The 15208-nt window shown below is 67.0% G+C and carries 14 protein-coding genes; 3 read left to right on the forward strand and 11 right to left on the reverse strand.

The features are described 5' to 3' along the window. Positions 1-37 precede the first annotated feature (37 nt). Positions 38-1330, forward strand: a complete 1293-nt coding sequence (locus AB3X43_RS04895) for a patatin-like phospholipase family protein (protein WP_369428751.1) — start codon at positions 38-40, stop codon at positions 1328-1330. Here the strand turns inward: AB3X43_RS04895 and AB3X43_RS04900 are convergent. From AB3X43_RS04900 to gyrA, 11 genes are all read right to left on the reverse strand, one after another. After that, the gene (locus AB3X43_RS04900; protein WP_369428752.1) at positions 1308-1646 is read right to left on the reverse strand and encodes a ComEA family DNA-binding protein; all 339 of its coding nucleotides are present in this window, start codon (positions 1644-1646) and stop codon (positions 1308-1310) included. The genes AB3X43_RS04895 and AB3X43_RS04900 overlap by 23 nt on opposite strands. A 120-nt stretch (positions 1647-1766) precedes the next feature. Continuing rightward, positions 1767-2918: a lipopolysaccharide assembly protein LapB gene (gene lapB, locus AB3X43_RS04905; protein ID WP_369428753.1), complete on the reverse strand. Its 1152-nt coding sequence runs from the start codon at positions 2916-2918 to the stop codon at positions 1767-1769. Further along, positions 2908-3237, reverse strand: coding sequence for a LapA family protein (locus AB3X43_RS04910; protein WP_369428754.1), 330 nt, complete (start codon positions 3235-3237; stop codon positions 2908-2910). The genes lapB and AB3X43_RS04910 overlap by 11 nt, the downstream gene beginning before the upstream one ends. Positions 3238-3289: 52 nt before the next feature. Beyond that, positions 3290-3592 (reverse strand): integration host factor subunit beta, encoded by a 303-nt coding sequence (locus tag AB3X43_RS04915; protein WP_369428755.1) that lies wholly within the window; start codon positions 3590-3592, stop codon positions 3290-3292. Positions 3593-3630: 38 nt separating this feature from the next. Further along, the gene (gene rpsA, locus AB3X43_RS04920) at positions 3631-5346 is read right to left on the reverse strand and encodes a 30S ribosomal protein S1 (RefSeq protein WP_369428756.1); all 1716 of its coding nucleotides are present in this window, start codon (positions 5344-5346) and stop codon (positions 3631-3633) included. Between the two features lie 80 nt (positions 5347-5426). Continuing rightward, complete coding sequence (locus AB3X43_RS04925; RefSeq protein ID WP_369428757.1) at positions 5427-7466, reverse strand: bifunctional 3-phosphoshikimate 1-carboxyvinyltransferase/cytidylate kinase; 2040 nt, start codon at positions 7464-7466, stop codon at positions 5427-5429. Between the two features lie 27 nt (positions 7467-7493). After that, positions 7494-8375, reverse strand: a complete 882-nt coding sequence (locus AB3X43_RS04930; RefSeq protein ID WP_179632600.1) for a prephenate dehydrogenase — start codon at positions 8373-8375, stop codon at positions 7494-7496. A gap of 20 nt (positions 8376-8395) precedes the next feature. Then, complete coding sequence (pheA, locus tag AB3X43_RS04935) at positions 8396-9484, reverse strand: prephenate dehydratase (protein WP_369428758.1); 1089 nt, start codon at positions 9482-9484, stop codon at positions 8396-8398. 61 nt (positions 9485-9545) lie between these two features. Further along, a complete protein-coding gene (gene serC, locus AB3X43_RS04940) occupies positions 9546-10646 on the reverse strand; it encodes a 3-phosphoserine/phosphohydroxythreonine transaminase (protein WP_369428759.1) in 1101 nt (366 codons plus the stop codon). A 38-nt stretch (positions 10647-10684) separates the two neighbouring features. Then, complete coding sequence (locus AB3X43_RS04945) at positions 10685-11275, reverse strand: DUF2059 domain-containing protein (protein WP_369428760.1); 591 nt, start codon at positions 11273-11275, stop codon at positions 10685-10687. Next, on the reverse strand, positions 11275-13947 hold the full coding sequence (gene gyrA / locus AB3X43_RS04950; RefSeq protein ID WP_369428761.1) for a DNA gyrase subunit A: 2673 nt from the start codon (positions 13945-13947) through the stop codon (positions 11275-11277). Before gyrA ends, AB3X43_RS04945 begins: the two co-directional genes overlap by 1 nt. A 231-nt stretch (positions 13948-14178) precedes the next feature. On the opposite strand from gyrA, the gene ompA reads away from it, so the two are divergent. Then, positions 14179-14859 carry an outer membrane protein OmpA gene (ompA, locus tag AB3X43_RS04955; protein ID WP_369428762.1) on the forward strand — a complete coding sequence of 227 codons (681 nt, stop codon included), beginning with the start codon at positions 14179-14181 and terminating at the stop codon, positions 14857-14859. Between the two features lie 87 nt (positions 14860-14946). After that, on the forward strand, positions 14947-15208 hold a 262-nt coding region (locus AB3X43_RS04960; RefSeq protein WP_369428763.1), incomplete at its 3' end, for a methyltransferase domain-containing protein.

The following is a 15208-nucleotide window of genomic DNA, read 5'->3' on the forward strand; positions in this document are numbered from 1 at the left end:
CGCTCCTGCGCGCGACCTCGCTCGATAGACTGCACGCATGGACACCCCGTACGCTCCACCGCCACCCGCCCCAGGTCGCATCGGACTCCTGCTCACCGGTGGCGGTGCGAGGGCGGCCTACCAGATGGGTGTACTCAAGGCCATTGCGCGCATCGGCCGGGAATCCGGCGCACCGCGGAGCAGCCCTTACCAGGTGATCGCAGGGACGTCCGCTGGTGCCATCAACGCTGCGGCGCTGGCCTGCCAAGTGGATCGATTCGATGCAGCCGTGAGCGAGGTGGTCGACATCTGGTCGCAGTTCCGCTCCGAGCAGGTCTATCGGACCGACTCGCTGGGCATCATCCGCACCGGCGCACCCTGGTTGACGATGATGTCCTTCGGGTGGGCGCTGCATCGATGGCGGCGCGCACGACCACGCTCGCTGCTCGACAACAGCCCGCTGGAAGCGCTGCTGCTGCGCATGGTGCGCTTCGACCGGCTGCCACGTCTGATGGCCGACGGGCACCTGCATGCACTGGCGGTGACGGCATCCAGCTACTCCAGCGGCGAACACGTCACCTTCTACGAGTGCCACGAAGACATTGCACCCTGGACCCGCTCGCAGCGCTTGGCGGTCCGCACCCGGCTCGGTGTACGGCACCTGTTGGCCTCGGCGGCCATTCCGTTCGTGTTTCCAGCCACATCGCTGCCGGTGCATGACCGGGTCGGCTGGTTCGGAGACGGCTCCATGCGGCAGGCGGCCCCCATCTCGCCAGCAGTTCACCTGGGCGCCGAGCGGGTGCTGATCATCGGTGCCGGTCGCATGCACGAGCCGCCCGGCGGACATCTGGAGATCAGTGACTACCCAAGCGTCGCGCAGATCGCCGGTCATGCGTTGTCCAACATCTTCCTCGATGCCCTCGCCGTGGACATCGAACGTCTGCAGCGCATCAACAGCACCCTGGCCCTGCTGTCACCCGAGGCACTGGTGCGTACCCCGCTCCGTCCGATCGAAGCGCTGGTGATCGCACCAAGCCAGCGTCTGGACAATCTGGCTGGCAAGCACCTGGACAGCTTGCCACGCACCGTCCGGGCCCTGCTGCGAGGTGTCGGTGTCACGGGCCAGGGCGAGACAGCGCGGGGCGCAGCACTGGCAAGCTATCTGCTGTTCGAGTCTGGCTACACGCGCGAGCTGATCGCCCTCGGAGAAGCGGACGCCAGGGCCAAACGGGACGAGGTGAGGGCCTTTTTCGGCTGGAGCAGCCACAGTGGGGCACTCAAGACGACACCGCCTCAGGCCACGGTGCAGCCGCCGGAACCAGCGCGCCTTACTTCTTCTTCTCGGGCTTGATTTCTCCTGCCGGCACGGTGGCCGCAGCCACCTGGGCGCCCACCGCGCGCTCGAAGGTGCTGCCATTGACGGTCAAACCACCCGTGGAATACTTGGCGGCCGTCGCCTGCTTGACCCCCTTGACACGCTCCATCACGTCGGCCCAGTCTTTGAACGGCCCCTTCTTGCGCTCGTCCAGGATCTTGCCGGACATGGCCGGGCCAATGCCCTTGACGGCCTCCAGCTCGGCCTGGCTCGCTTTGTTGATGTCAGCCGCGGCCAGACAGGTGGCCGCAGCCAGACTCAGCACGACACTCAGGATTTTCCGGATCAGCATGGTGGTTCCCCTCGGTGGTCATGGGCACATGGATTCATGTGCGCGACATGCAAGGCCACGATAAGGTCGAAGGGCCCAGGCTGCATCCCTCCAAAGGGCCACTCTGAAGGGGGAGGCGGCTCAGTGGTCTTCGAGGCGGCGCGGGGGGAAGGTGTCCCAGCCGTGGCAGCCGGGACACTGCCAGAAATACTGCTGCGCCTCGAAGCCGCAGGCGGCGCAGCGGTAACGCTGCAAGGGCTTCAGCGCCTGCGCGACGCTGGCCTGTACAGCCTGCAGTTCCTCGGCGTCCAGCGCCTCGCGCCCGTGCGCTCGCAGCAGGCTCAACGCCGGGCCAAGTCCAGGTTGGACCTGCAGATGGAACAGCAGCAACTGGCGCCGGGACTGGGCATCACCGTCGAGCTTGAGCAGTGCGGCCAGCAGGTCGGAAGTCGGCGCGTGGGCATGCAGATCGCGCAGCACGACACGGGCCTCGTCCCCGCGGCCGCAGGCCAGCGCGCTGGTGGCCAGTTCGGAGGCGATCACCGACAGAGCGCCCGGATGCACGCTGGCCAGTGGCAGCCACCAGTTCAACGCCTGGTCATGCCGACCCAAGCGAGCGCAGCGCTGTCCGGCCAGGACCAGCGGCCGCGGAGCCTGGGGCGCCACCTGGTGCGCCTTTTCGAGCGCGGCCAGCGCCTCGTCGCCGTGTCCACGTGCATCGGCTTCGAGGGCAAGTTCGCAACCGTAGTGGGCGATGCGTTGGCTGAACGATCCAGCGGCCACGGTCTCCAGGCCACGGGCCACCTCGATGGCGGATTTCCAGTCGCGTGAGCGCTCATGCAGCGTCAGCAGCGCCAAACGGGCATCGGTGGCAAACGCCGTGCCTTCCAGCGCCTTGTAGGCAGCCTCGGCGCGGTCGAAGAGGCCCGCCTTGAGGTAATCCTGTGCCAGCGCGTGCTGTGCGCGGTCGCGCTCAGCGGCCGGCAGATCGGCCCGGGCCAGCAGGTGCTGGTGCACGCGGACCGCCCGCTCGTACTCGCCACGGCGCCGAAACAGGTTACCCAGCGCGAAGTGCAGGTCCGAACTGCCCGGATCGTGCTGAACCGCCTCGATGAACGCGTCGATGGCCTTGTCCTGCTGTTCGTTGAGCAGCAGGTTGAGCCCCTTGAAGTAGGCACGGGGCGAGGACTCGACGTCGCGCCGCCATTGCCGCAGATCAAAACGGGACGCCAGCCAGCCGAAGCCGAACGCCAGCGGCAGGCCCAGCAGCAGCCACTGCAGGTCAAATTCCATCGCGCGGGGAAGCACTCAGCGGCACATCGGGCACCACAGGCAGGTTTGCGACAGAAACCCCCTTGTCAGCAGCCGAATTCACGGACACCGACGCCCGGGTGGCATGGCGACGACGACGTTGTCGCCACCAGTTGGGCGTCATCGCCAGCACGCCAAAGACGGCGCCAGCGGCAAAGACCACGAGCACCAGCAACACCATCGGCGCGCGGAACTCGAAGCCAAAAAACCATTTGAGTTGCGCTTCGTGCTGGTTGTTCAGCGCAAAGGCAAACAGGATGAAGAAAACGGCGGCTCGAAAGAGCCAGGAGAGGAATCGCATGGCGATGCGATTCTAGTGCGCGGCCGAGTCGGCCGTGCAGCGCAGGATGCACTCAGCCTTCGACACGGTCGGCGAAGGGCTGGTCGACAGCCTCGCGCAAGGCCTTGCCCGGCTTGAAATGCGGAACGAGCTTCTCGGGGATGGTGACCGGCTCGCCGGAGCGGGGATTGCGCCCCACCCGTGGCGGCCGGTGGCTGATCGCGAAGCTGCCGAAACCACGGATCTCGATGCGGTGGCCTTTTCCGAGCGCGTCCGACATCGCGTCGAGCATCGTCTTGACGGCGAACTCGGCATCGCGGTGCGTGAGCTGGCCAAAGCGATTGGCCAGCAGAGTGACGAGGTCGGAGCGGGTCATGCAGCGAGCGTCGTGGTATTCAGCAAGCGCTCACTCGATCAGTTGCCTTGGTCCAGCTTGGCCTTCAGCAGGGCGCCCAGGCTGGTGGTGCCCGCATTGCCGGCCGTCTCGCGGTTGTCGACCGACAGGCGCTGCAGCGCTTCCTGCTGCTCGACGCTGTCCTTGGCCTTGATCGACAACTGGATCGAACGCGTCTTGCGGTCGATGTTGATGATCATGGCGGAGACGTCGTCGCCTTCCTTCAGCAGGTTGCGGGCGTCTTCGACACGCTCGCGGGCCAGCTCGGAAGCACGCAGGTAGCCGGTGACTTCCTCGCTCAGCTGGATTTCGGCGCCACGGGCGTCGACCGTCTTCACCTTGCCGGTGACCGTCATGCCACGGTCATTGATGGAGGTGTAGTTGGTGAACGGATCGGCGTCGAGCTGCTTGATGCCCAGCGAGATGCGCTCGCGCTCGACATCGATGCCCAGAACGACGGCTTCGACTTCCTGGCCCTTCTTGAAGTTGCGCACAGCCGCTTCGCCAGTCTCGTTCCAGCTCAGGTCGGACAGGTGCACCAGGCCGTCGATGCCGGCAGCCAGACCCACGAACACGCCGAAGTCGGTGATCGACTTGACCGGGCCCTTGACCTTGTCGCCGCGCTTGAAGTTCTGCGCGAACTCGTCCCACGGGTTGGCGCGGCACTGCTTCATGCCCAGCGAGATGCGACGCTTGTCTTCGTCGATCTCCAGGACCATGACTTCCACTTCGTCGCCCAGGGCCACGATCTTGGAAGGTGCGACGTTCTTGTTGGTCCAGTCCATTTCGGAGACGTGCACCAGGCCTTCGATGCCCGGTTCGATCTCGACGAACGCACCGTAGTCGGCGATGTTGGTGACCTTGCCGAACAGGCGGGTGCTCGACGGGTAGCGGCGCGACACGCCGTACCACGGATCGTCGCCCATCTGCTTCAGGCCCAGCGAGACGCGGTTCTTCTCGGCGTCGAACTTCAGCACCTTGGCCGTCAGCTCCTGGCCGACCGTCACCACTTCGCTCGGGTGACGGACACGGCGCCATGCCATGTCGGTGATGTGCAGCAGGCCGTCGATGCCGCCCAGGTCCACGAACGCGCCGTATTCGGTGATGTTCTTGACCACGCCGTTGACGAATGCGCCTTCGCGCAGCGTTTCCAGCAGCTTGGCGCGCTCTTCGCCCATCGAAGCCTCGACCACGGCACGACGCGACAGCACAACGTTGTTGCGCTTGCGGTCGAGCTTGATGACCTTGAACTCCATCGTCTTGCCCTCGTACGGGCTCATGTCCTTGACCGGACGCGTGTCGAGCAGCGAGCCCGGCAGGAAGGCGCGGATGCCGTTGACGAGGACCGTCAGGCCGCCCTTGACCTTGCCCGAGACGGTGCCGGTCACGAAGTCGCCGGACTCCAGCGCGGTTTCCAGCGACAGCCACGAGGCCAGGCGCTTGGCCTTGTCGCGCGACAGGATGGTGTCGCCGTAGCCGTTTTCGATGGCGTCGATGGCCACCGACACGAAATCGCCGATCTGGACTTCGAGTTCGCCCTTGTCGTTCTTGAACTCTTCCAGCGGAACGTAGGCTTCGGACTTCAGGCCGGCGTTGACGACGACGAAGTTGTGCTCGATGCGGACGACTTCGGCGGAGATGACTTCACCTGCGCGCATGTTGGAGCGCTGAAGCGACTCCTCGAACATCGACGCGAAGGAATCCATGCCGAAATCGGCCATAGCTGCTTGGGACATTGGGGACTTTCTGCACCGGGACACCCCGGCGGCGGGTGCCACTTCCGTGGCGGGGTTAGGTTGCTGAGCCGCTCGATGCGTCAGTGGGCGGGCGCCGACGTGGCATCGAACGGTTGTCTCGCGTTCCACCAGACCACCACCTGCTGCATCGAAGCCTCGATGCCCAGTTGCGAATTGTCCAGCAGCAACGCGTCTTCGGCCGGCTTCAGGGGGGCGGTGGCGCGGGTTCTGTCCCGCTCGTCGCGCGCCTCCAGGTCGGCTCGAAGGTCTTCGAGACTAGCAGGAATTCCCTTGGAAATCAATTGGTTGAGTCGTCGGGCAGCGCGCGCGGCGGCCGTCGCCGTGAGGAAGATCTTGAGCTGCGCATCGGGGAAGATGACCGTGCCCATGTCGCGCCCGTCGGCCACCAGGCCAGGCAATTGCCGGAAACCCGCCTGCAGATCGAACAGCGCCGCCCGGACCGCCGGCCACGCCGAGATCTGCGACGCCATCGTGCCGACCGCCTCGTCGCGCAACTCGTCGCTCACGTCCTCACCGGACAGCAGCACACGCACGCCCTCGAAGCGCAGCGTCATCGACCGTGCGATCGCGGCCAGTCCAGCCTCGTCCGTCGCCGACACGCCCGCGCGCCGGGCGGCCAGTGCCGTGACGCGGTAGAGCGAGCCGGAGTCGAGCGTGTGGTACCCCAGTCGATCGGCCACGCAGGCGGACAGCGTGCCCTTGCCCGACGCGGTCGGCCCGTCGACGGTCAGCACGGGAATGTCCGCCGGCCGGGCTGCGACCACCGAGAACAGCGCCTCGAAGTAGTCCGGGAAGGTCTTGGCCACGCACTTCGGGTCGAGGATGCGCACCGGCACCGCGCGCTCGCCGTCACCCGCCGGGTTCAGCCGGTTGAAGGCCGCCAGCGACAGGCACATCGCCATGCGGTGGTCGTCGTAGGTGTGGATGGCGGCCGGCTGAAAGACGGCCAGCGGCTCGATGCGGATGTAGTCCGCACCCTCCTCCACCGTGGCGCCGAGCTTGCGCAGCTCGCAGGCCATCGCGGCGATGCGGTCGGTTTCCTTGACACGCCAGCTCGCGATGTTGCGCAGCGTGGATGGCCCGTCGGCGTAGAGCGCCATCACGGCCAGCGTCATCGCCGCGTCGGGGATGTGGTTGCAGTCGAGGTCGATGGCCTTCAGCGGCCACGCGCCACGGCAGACCTCCAGCGCGTTCGGCTCCGCGCGCACGACCGCGCCCATCGCCTCGGCGGCCTCGACGAAGCGGATGTCGCCCTGGATCGACGCCGCACCCACACCCTCGATGCGCACCGGCGCGTCCACGCCGGCGATGGCGCCCAGCGCGATGAAGTACGACGCCGACGACGCATCGCCTTCGACATGCACCTCGCCAGGCGTGACGTAGCGGCTGCCGGCCGGGATGACGAAGCGCTCCCAGCCATGGCGCTCGACGGCGATGCCGAAGCGTTGCAGCAGGTTCAGCGTGATCTCGATGTAGGGCTTGGAGATCAGCTCGCCGACCACCTCGATCGTCACCGCCCGGTCGGTCGCCGCCAGCGGCAGGGCCAGCAGCAGCGCCGTCAGGAACTGGCTCGACACATCGCCGCGCACGCGCACCGGCGTGTCCAGCTTCAGCGCGCCACCCGCCACGCGCAGCGGCGGATAGCCTTCGACACCGAGGCACTCGACCACACCACCCAGTCCGCGCAGCGCATCGACCAGGTCGCCGATCGGCCGCTCGTGCATCCGCTTGACGCCGCCGAGCGTGAACGCCGTGTCCGCCACCAGCGTCGAGATCACCGACAGCGCGGCGGTCAGCGGGCGCATCGCGGTGCCGGCGTTGCCCAGGAACAGCTCGGCCTCGCGCACGGCGGGACGACCGGCGAATCCGGTGATGCGCGTGAAACGACCGTCTTCTTCGATCACGCAGCCGAGCGTGCGCAGCGACGCCAGCATCACCCGGGTGTCGTCCGAGTCGAGCAGGTCGACCAGCGTCGTCGTGCCCTCGCTCAGGCCAGCCAGCAGCAGCAGCCGGTTGGAGATGCTCTTGGAACCGGGCAGGTGCACCGTGCCGGCGGCGTGGCCGAGCGGCGGAAGGTCGAGGAAGGGAATCGAATACATGGCGCGGAGCAGAAACAGCGGGCGGGTTCAGCGGGCGGTGGCCGGGCGGGCGTTCATCTGCCAGCCGGCACGGCCGTCGGAGGCGGTGCGGATGAGGTCTTCGAGCGCCTCGGTGTTGCCCGAGCGCATGACGACCTCGAAGGCATCGAGCGCGTGGCGCAGGCGCTGCGACTGCTTGAGGATCTCCTCGCGGTTGCTCAGCAGGATGTCGCGCCAGACGTTCGGATCGCCCGCAGCGATGCGGGTGAAGTCGCGGAAACCGGGGCCGGCCAGCGACAGGAACTCGCGCCCCGCCGGCTGCGCCAGCATCGCGTTGAAGTAGGCAAAAGCCAGCAGGTGCGGCAGATGGCTGACGGCGGCGAAGGCGGTGTCGTGGTTCTCCGGCGTCATGCGCAGCACCTGGCAGCCGATCGCCGCCCACACGTCGGTGGCCTTCTGCACCATCACCGGGTCGGTCTGCGCCAGCGGCGTGAGGATGACCTGCTTGCCCTGGTAGAGCTGCACGTCGGCGTGCTCGACCCCGGCGACTTCCTTGCCGGCGATCGGGTGCGCCGGCACGAAGCTGCCGATGCGCTCCTTGAGCACGCGCCGCGCCACGTCGACCACGTCGCGCTTGGTGCTGCCCACGTCCATGAACAGCGTGCCCGGCTCGACCATGTGGCGGATCGCCTTGAACGTCGCCTCGCTGGCCGCCACCGGCACCGCGATCAGCACGATGTCCGAGCCCGACACCGCCAGCAGCGCCGACTCGGCCGCGATGTCGATCACACCCATGCGGCGTGCGCGCTCCACCGTGGACGGCGACTTGCTGTAGCCCACCACCCGCTGCACCAGCCCGGCCCGCTTGAGCGCCAGCGCGAAGCTGCCGCCCATCAGGCCGCAGCCGATCACCCCCAGTTGATTGAACATGATGATGGTCGGAGCCGTGCTCAGTGAACGTCGATCGGGTAGGTGCCGAGCACCTTGAAGAAAGCGCAGGATTCGCGCAGCTCGTGCAGCGCGGTCTGCACCGCGGGCTGGTTCGGGTGGCCCTGCACGTCGATGAAGAAGTAGTACTCCCACTGGCCCGAGCGCGCCGGGCGCGACTCCAGCCGGCTCATCGACACGCCGTGTTTCTTCAGCGGCGCGAGGATGTCGTACATCGCGCCGGGGCGGTTCTCCACCGAGACGACCAGGCTCGTGCAGTCGTGGCCGGAGGCCTGCGGCGCCGGGTGGCGCAGCGGGTCGGTGACGATGGCGAAGCGGGTGCGGTTGTGGGTGTCGTTCTGGATCGCCGGGGCGACGACGTGGACGCCGTACTCGCTGGCCGCGCGCGTGCTGGCGATGCCGGCGATCGACGGGTCGAGCGCCGCGAGCCGCGCCCCTTCGGCGTTGCTCGACACCGGGCGGCGCTCGGCGTGCGGCAGGTGCAGCGACAGCCATTCGTGGCACTGCGCCAGCGCCTGCGGGTGGGCGCAGACCGCCGTGATGCCGTCCAGCGCGTTGTCCTTGCGCAGCAGGTTATGGCGCACGAACAGGCTGGTCTCGCCGATGATGAACAGCGGCATGGTCAGGAAGATGTCCAGCGAGCGCGCCACCATTCCTTCGGTGGAGTTCTCGACTGGCACGACACCGAAGTCGGCCACGCCGGCCGAGGTGCTGCGGAACACCTCGTCGATGCTCGCGCACGGCACGCGCACGATGGACGAGCCGAAGTAGCCGAGTGCGGCCTCTTCGCTGAAGGTGCCGGCCGGGCCGAGATAGGCGACGCGGGTGGGCGTCTCCAGCGCACGGCAGGCGGACATGATCTCGCGCCAGATCGGCGCGACGCTCTCGTTCTTCAGCGGCCCGGGGTTGCCGGACTTCAGCCCGTCGATGACCTGCGCCTCGCGCTCGGGGCGGAAGACGACCGAGCCTTCCTTCTTCTTGATCTCGCCCACCTCCAGCGCCAGTCCGGCGCGGCGGTTGAGCAGCGCGAGCAGTTCGCGGTCGAGGGCGTCGATCTTGTCGCGCAGCTCCGGCAGGGTGGGCGTGGTCATGGCGGGTGTCCCGTTCTTCTGGCTGGTCGTGGGGTCTGGAAAATCCTGGAGGAGCCGGTCGTCAGCCGTTCTCGGCGGCAAATTCGCGCAGGCAGGCCACCAGCGCCTGCACGCCGGCCAGCGGCATCGCGTTGTAGATCGACGCACGCATGCCGCCGACGCTCTTGTGGCCCTTGAGCTGGAGCAGGCCGCGCGCCTTGGCAACCGCGAGGAATGCGTCGTTGCGCGATGCATCGCGCAACTGGAACGGCACGTTCATGCGCGAGCGACAGGCCGGGTCGATCCGGTTGACGTAGAAGCCGGCGCCCTCGCCGTCCAGATAGCGGTAGAGCAGATCGGCCTTCTCGATGGCGCGGCGCTCCATCTCGGCCACGCCGCCCTGGCGCTTCACCCACTGGAACACCAGCCCGGCGATGTAGATGCCGTAGGTCGGCGGCGTGTTGTACATCGAGGCGTTGTCGGCGACCGTCTTGTAGTCGAACGCGCTCGGGCAGACCGCCAGCGCATGGCCGAGCAGGTCTTCGCGCACGATCACGATCGTGACCCCCGCCGGGCCGATGTTCTTCTGCGCACCCGCGAACGCCAGCCCGACCTTCGACCAGTCGATCGTGCGCGAGAGGATGTGCGACGAGCAGTCGATCACCAGCGCGGCGTCGCTGCCGAGCGCCTGCAGGTCCGGCAGTGCCTGGAACTCGACGCCGTGGATCGTCTCGTTGGTGCAGACATGCACGTAGCGCGCACCCGGCCGCAGCGCCCAGCTGGCCGGATCCGGCATGGTCAGGTGGCCACCCTCGGCGTTGCTGGCGATGACCCTGGCGTCGCAGTAGCGCAGGGCTTCCTTGGCCGACTTCTGCGACCACGAACCGGTGACGACGAAATCCGCCTGCTCGCCGCGCGACAGGTTCATCGGCACGATCGCGTTCTCGGCCAGTCCGCCGCCCTGCATGAACAGGATGCGGAAGTTCGCCGGCACCGCCAGCAGTTCGCGCAGATCGGCCTCGGCGGTTTCGGCGATCGAGATGAACTCGCGGCCGCGGTGGCTCATCTCCATCACGCCCATGCCGCAGCCGTGCCAGTCGAGCATCTCGGCGGCGGCTTGGTGCAGGACCTCTTCGGGCAGCGCCGCCGGACCGGCGGAGAAGTTGTAGGGACGCTGGGACATCGTCAACTCACAGGCAGGACTAGGGGGACAGGCGTGGCTTACTTCTTGGCAGGCGCGGACGCCCCCTTGGCCGGCGGCGGCGGCAGGCCCAGGCGGCCGCTGACGCTGCGGTCCAGCGCCTGCAGCTTCGGCTCGACCAGCGTGCGCGTCTCGGCCACCAGCTTTTCGGACAGGCCCTTCTGGATCTCGGGCGTGAGCTGCTGGTAGCGGCGGATCACCGGCGACTCCAGCCAGCCCACGAGCTGCTTGAGTTCGTCCTCGGTGAACTTCTCGTCGAGCAGCGGCCCCATCACGCCCGGCGCCATCTTCAGCGCCTTGTCGCGCAGCAGCGGGTTGGTTTCCTCGACGTACTTGCGGACCTCGGCCTGGATGTCCTTGGCCATCGCCTCGCGCTTTTCAGGCGCGATGCGGGTCTGCAGTACCTGGCCAGCCTGCTGCATCAGCGCCATCGCCGGCTGCTCCACCAGACTGCGGGCGATGCCCTCGACCCCGCCCTGCTGCAACTGCACCACCTTGGCGATCAGCTCCTTCTTGGCGGCGCTGGTCTCGGCCGTGGCCAGGGTCGGGGCGGTCATCAGCACACACAGGGCGCCGGTCGTCAGCGCCGCGCGCCACAGGTTGGAAGTCATCAGGCGCTTTCCGCGGCGGTGTCGCCGGCATCGGTTTCAGGAATGGCGGGATCGGTGTCCGAGGCAGTCTCGGTCACGGCTTCGACCGCCGCATCGTTCTCGACGATGCGCTGCAGGCCCGACAGCTTGGAGCCTTCGTCCAGCGCGATCAGCGTCACGCCCTGGGTGGCGCGGCCGAGTTCGCGGATTTCCGATACCCGGGTGCGCACCAGCACGCCGCGGTCAGTGATCAGCATGATCTCGTCGGCGGTGCGGACCAGCGTCGCGGCGACCACGCGGCCGTTGCGCTCGGTCTGCTGGATGGCGATCATGCCCTTGGTGCCACGGCCGTGGCGGGTGTATTCGACGATCGAGGTGCGCTTGCCGTAGCCGTTCTCGGTGGCGGTGAGCACGCTCTGCGTCTCGTCCTCGGCGACCAGCATCGCGATCACGCGCTGGCCGTCTTCCAGCGCCATGCCGCGCACGCCGCGCGCCTGCCGGCCCAGCGGGCGCACGTCGTTCTCGTCGAAGCGCACCGCCTTGCCACCATCGCTGAACAGCATCACATCGTGCGCGCCGTCGGTCAGCGCCGCGCCGATCAGGTAGTCACCCTCGTCCAGGTCGACCGCGATGATGCCGGCCTTGCGCGGGTTGCTGAAATCGTCCAGCGCCGTCTTCTTCACGGTGCCACGCGCGGTGCACATGAAGATGTAGTGGTCGGCGGGGAAACGCCGGTTGTCGCCCGTCAGCGGCAGCACGACGGTGATCTTCTCGCCCGGCTGCAGCGGGAACATGTTGACGATCGGCTTGCCGCGGCTGGCGCGCCCACCCTGCGGCACCTCCCAGACCTTGAGCCAGTACACGCGCCCGCGGTCGCTGAAGCACAGGATCCAGTCGTGCGTGTTGGCGATGAAGAGCTGATCGACCCAGTCGTCGTCCTTGGTCGCGGTCGCCTGCTTGCCGCGACCGCCGCGTTTCTGCGCGCGGTACTCGGCGAGCGGCTGGCTCTTGATGTAGCCGGTGTGGCTGAGCGTCACCACCATGTCGGTCGGCGTGATCAGATCCTCGGTGCCGAGTTCCTGCACGTTGTGCTCGACCACCGAGCGGCGTGCGCCGATCTTGGTCTGGCCGAACTCCAGCTTCAGCGCCGTCAGCTCGTCCCCGATGATGGTGGTGACGCGCTCGGGCCTGGCCAGGATGTCGAGCAGGTCGGCGATGACGGCCATCACGTCCTTGTACTCGCCGATGATCTTGTCCTGCTCCAGCCCCGTGAGCCGCTGCAGGCGCATCTGCAGGATCTCGCCGGCCTGGTCGTCCGACAGGCGGTAGAGGCCATCCGGCTGCATGCCGTAGTGCGCGGGCAAGCCTTCCGGGCGGTAGGCTTCGCGCCCGCCGAGCGTGCCGGCTTCCTCGGCGCGGGCCAGCATGTCGCGCACGAGCTGCGAATCCCAGCTCTTGTTCATCAGCGCGGCCTTGGCGACCGGCGGCGTGGGCGAGGCCTTGATGATCTGGATGAAGTCGTCGATGTTGGCCAGCGCCACGGCCAGGCCTTCGAGCACATGGCCGCGCTCGCGCGCCTTGCGCAGCTCGAACACCGTGCGGCGCGTCACCACCTCGCGGCGGTGCTCCAGGAAGATCTCCAGCAGCAGCTTGAGGTTGCACAGGCGCGGCTGACCGTCGATCAGCGCGACCATGTTCATACCGAAGCTGTCCTGGAGCTGCGTCTGCTTGTACAGGTTGTTCAGCACGACCTCGGGCACTTCGCCGCGCTTCAGCTCGATCACGACGCGCATGCCGGACTTGTCCGACTCGTCCTGGATGTGGCTGATGCCGTCGATCTTCTTCTCGTGCACCAGCTCGGCGATGCGCTCCAGCAGCGTCTTCTTGTTCACCTGGTAAGGGATCTCGTCCACGATGATCGACTGGCGCTGGCCCCGGTCGATGTCCTCGAAGTGGACCTTGGCGCGCATCACCACGCGGCCGCGCCCGGTGCGGTAGCCCTCGCGCACACCGCTGACGCCATAGATGATGCCGGCGGTCGGGAAGTCCGGCGCCGGGATGATCTCCATCAGCTCGTCGATCGTCGCCTCGGGGTGCTGCAGCAGGTGCAGACACGCGCTCACCACCTCGTTGAGGTTGTGCGGCGGGATGTTGGTGGCCATGCCGACCGCGATGCCGGACGAGCCGTTCACCAGCAGGTTCGGCAGCCGGGCCGGCATCACCAGCGGCTCTTTTTCGCTGCCGTCGTAGTTCGGCCCGAAGTCGACCGTCTCCTTGTCCAGATCGGCCAGCATCTCGTGGGCGATCTTGGACAGGCGGATTTCGGTGTACCGCATGGCAGCGGCGTTGTCGCCGTCGACCGAGCCGAAGTTGCCCTGGCCATCGACCAGCATGTGGCGCAGGCTGAAGTCCTGCGCCATGCGCACGATCGTGTCGTAGACCGCCGTGTCGCCGTGCGGGTGGTACTTGCCGATCACATCCCCGACGATGCGGGCGGACTTCTTGTAGGGTCGGTTCCAGTCGTTGCTCAGTTCATGCATCGCGAACAGCACGCGGCGATGCACCGGCTTGAGTCCGTCGCGCGCATCCGGAAGCGCCCGACCGACGATCACGCTCATGGCGTAATCCAGATAAGAGCGGCGCATCTCCTCTTCGAGGCTGATGGGCAGTGTTTCTTTGGCGAATTGAGTCATGCGGTCAGGGTCCCAGCGCGGACGGTCGAGCCCTGCATTCTACGAGCCACGCAATGTCGCCCATGCGCAACAACCTCTCCGGAACGCGCCGTTCTGCCTAACGATCGACTTGACCTCGTATGGCACAATCAATTTGTCGGTCCCTAGCGCCGCGCTCTCATCGGCAAGCATGGGCCGCCGCTTTTTCTGCATTCTGCAGCCCGATTTGCGGCTTTTCTCGAGAGGAGAACCATGAACAAACTCAACAAGGTTGCACTGCTGTTCGCGTCGGCCGCACTGGCCGCCTGTGCGACCGGTGGCTCGACCTCCGGCGCCATGGACAACTGGCGTGCTGCTGACGGCACCGTGATCAAGAACGGCTCCAACGAGCTGTGCTGGCGCGATGCCAACTGGACCCCTGCGACCGGCGTGCTGCCGTGCGACGGTGTTCCGGTCCCGGCCAAGCCTGCTCCGGCTCCGGCTCCGGCGCCCGCTCCGGCACCTGCTCCGGCGCCCGCTCCGGCACCTGCTCCGGCCCCGGTTCCCGCTCCGGTCGTCGTTCCGGCTGCTCCAGTCAGCGAGAAGGTCACCTTCGCCGCCGACGCCTTCTTCGACCACGACAAGTCGGTCCTGAAGAAGGAAGCTGGCGCCAAGCTGGACGACCTGGTCAGCAAGGTCAAGGGCATCAACCTCGAAGTCATCATCGCCGTCGGTCACACCGACAGTGACGGTTCTGACAAGTACAACCAAAAGCTGTCGGTGCGTCGCGCCGAAGCCGTCAAGAAGTACCTGGTCAGCAAGGGCATCGAGCCGAACCGCGTCTACACCGAAGGCAAGGGCGAGAAGCAGCCTGTCGCCGACAACAAGACGAAGGAAGGCAAGGCCAAGAACCGCCGCGTCGAAATCGAAGTGGTTGGTACCCGTACCAAGTAAGTCAGCAGCTTCGGCTCGCTCACTGCGAAACCCCGCCTCGGCGGGGTTTTTTCATGGCCGATCCGCTTCGAATAGGATCACAGGATGATGACCAACGCCGACCCCAAGGAACTCGCCAAGTTCAGCGAGCTGGCCCACAAATGGTGGGACCCGGAGAGCGAGTTTCGCCCGCTCCACCAGATCAACCCGTTGCGCCTGAACTGGATCACCCAGTGCGCCGGCCCGCTCGATGGACGACAGATCATCGATGTAGGTTGTGGCGGTGGCATCCTCAGCGAAGCCATGGCACGCCAGGGCGCCCAGGTCCTGGGCATCGATCTGGCTGAACGTTCGCTGAAGGTGGCCCAGC

Origin of the sequence: Sphaerotilus sp., from assembly GCF_041083715.1 — a bacterium.
Taxonomy (GTDB): Bacteria; Pseudomonadota; Gammaproteobacteria; order Burkholderiales; family Burkholderiaceae_C; genus Sphaerotilus.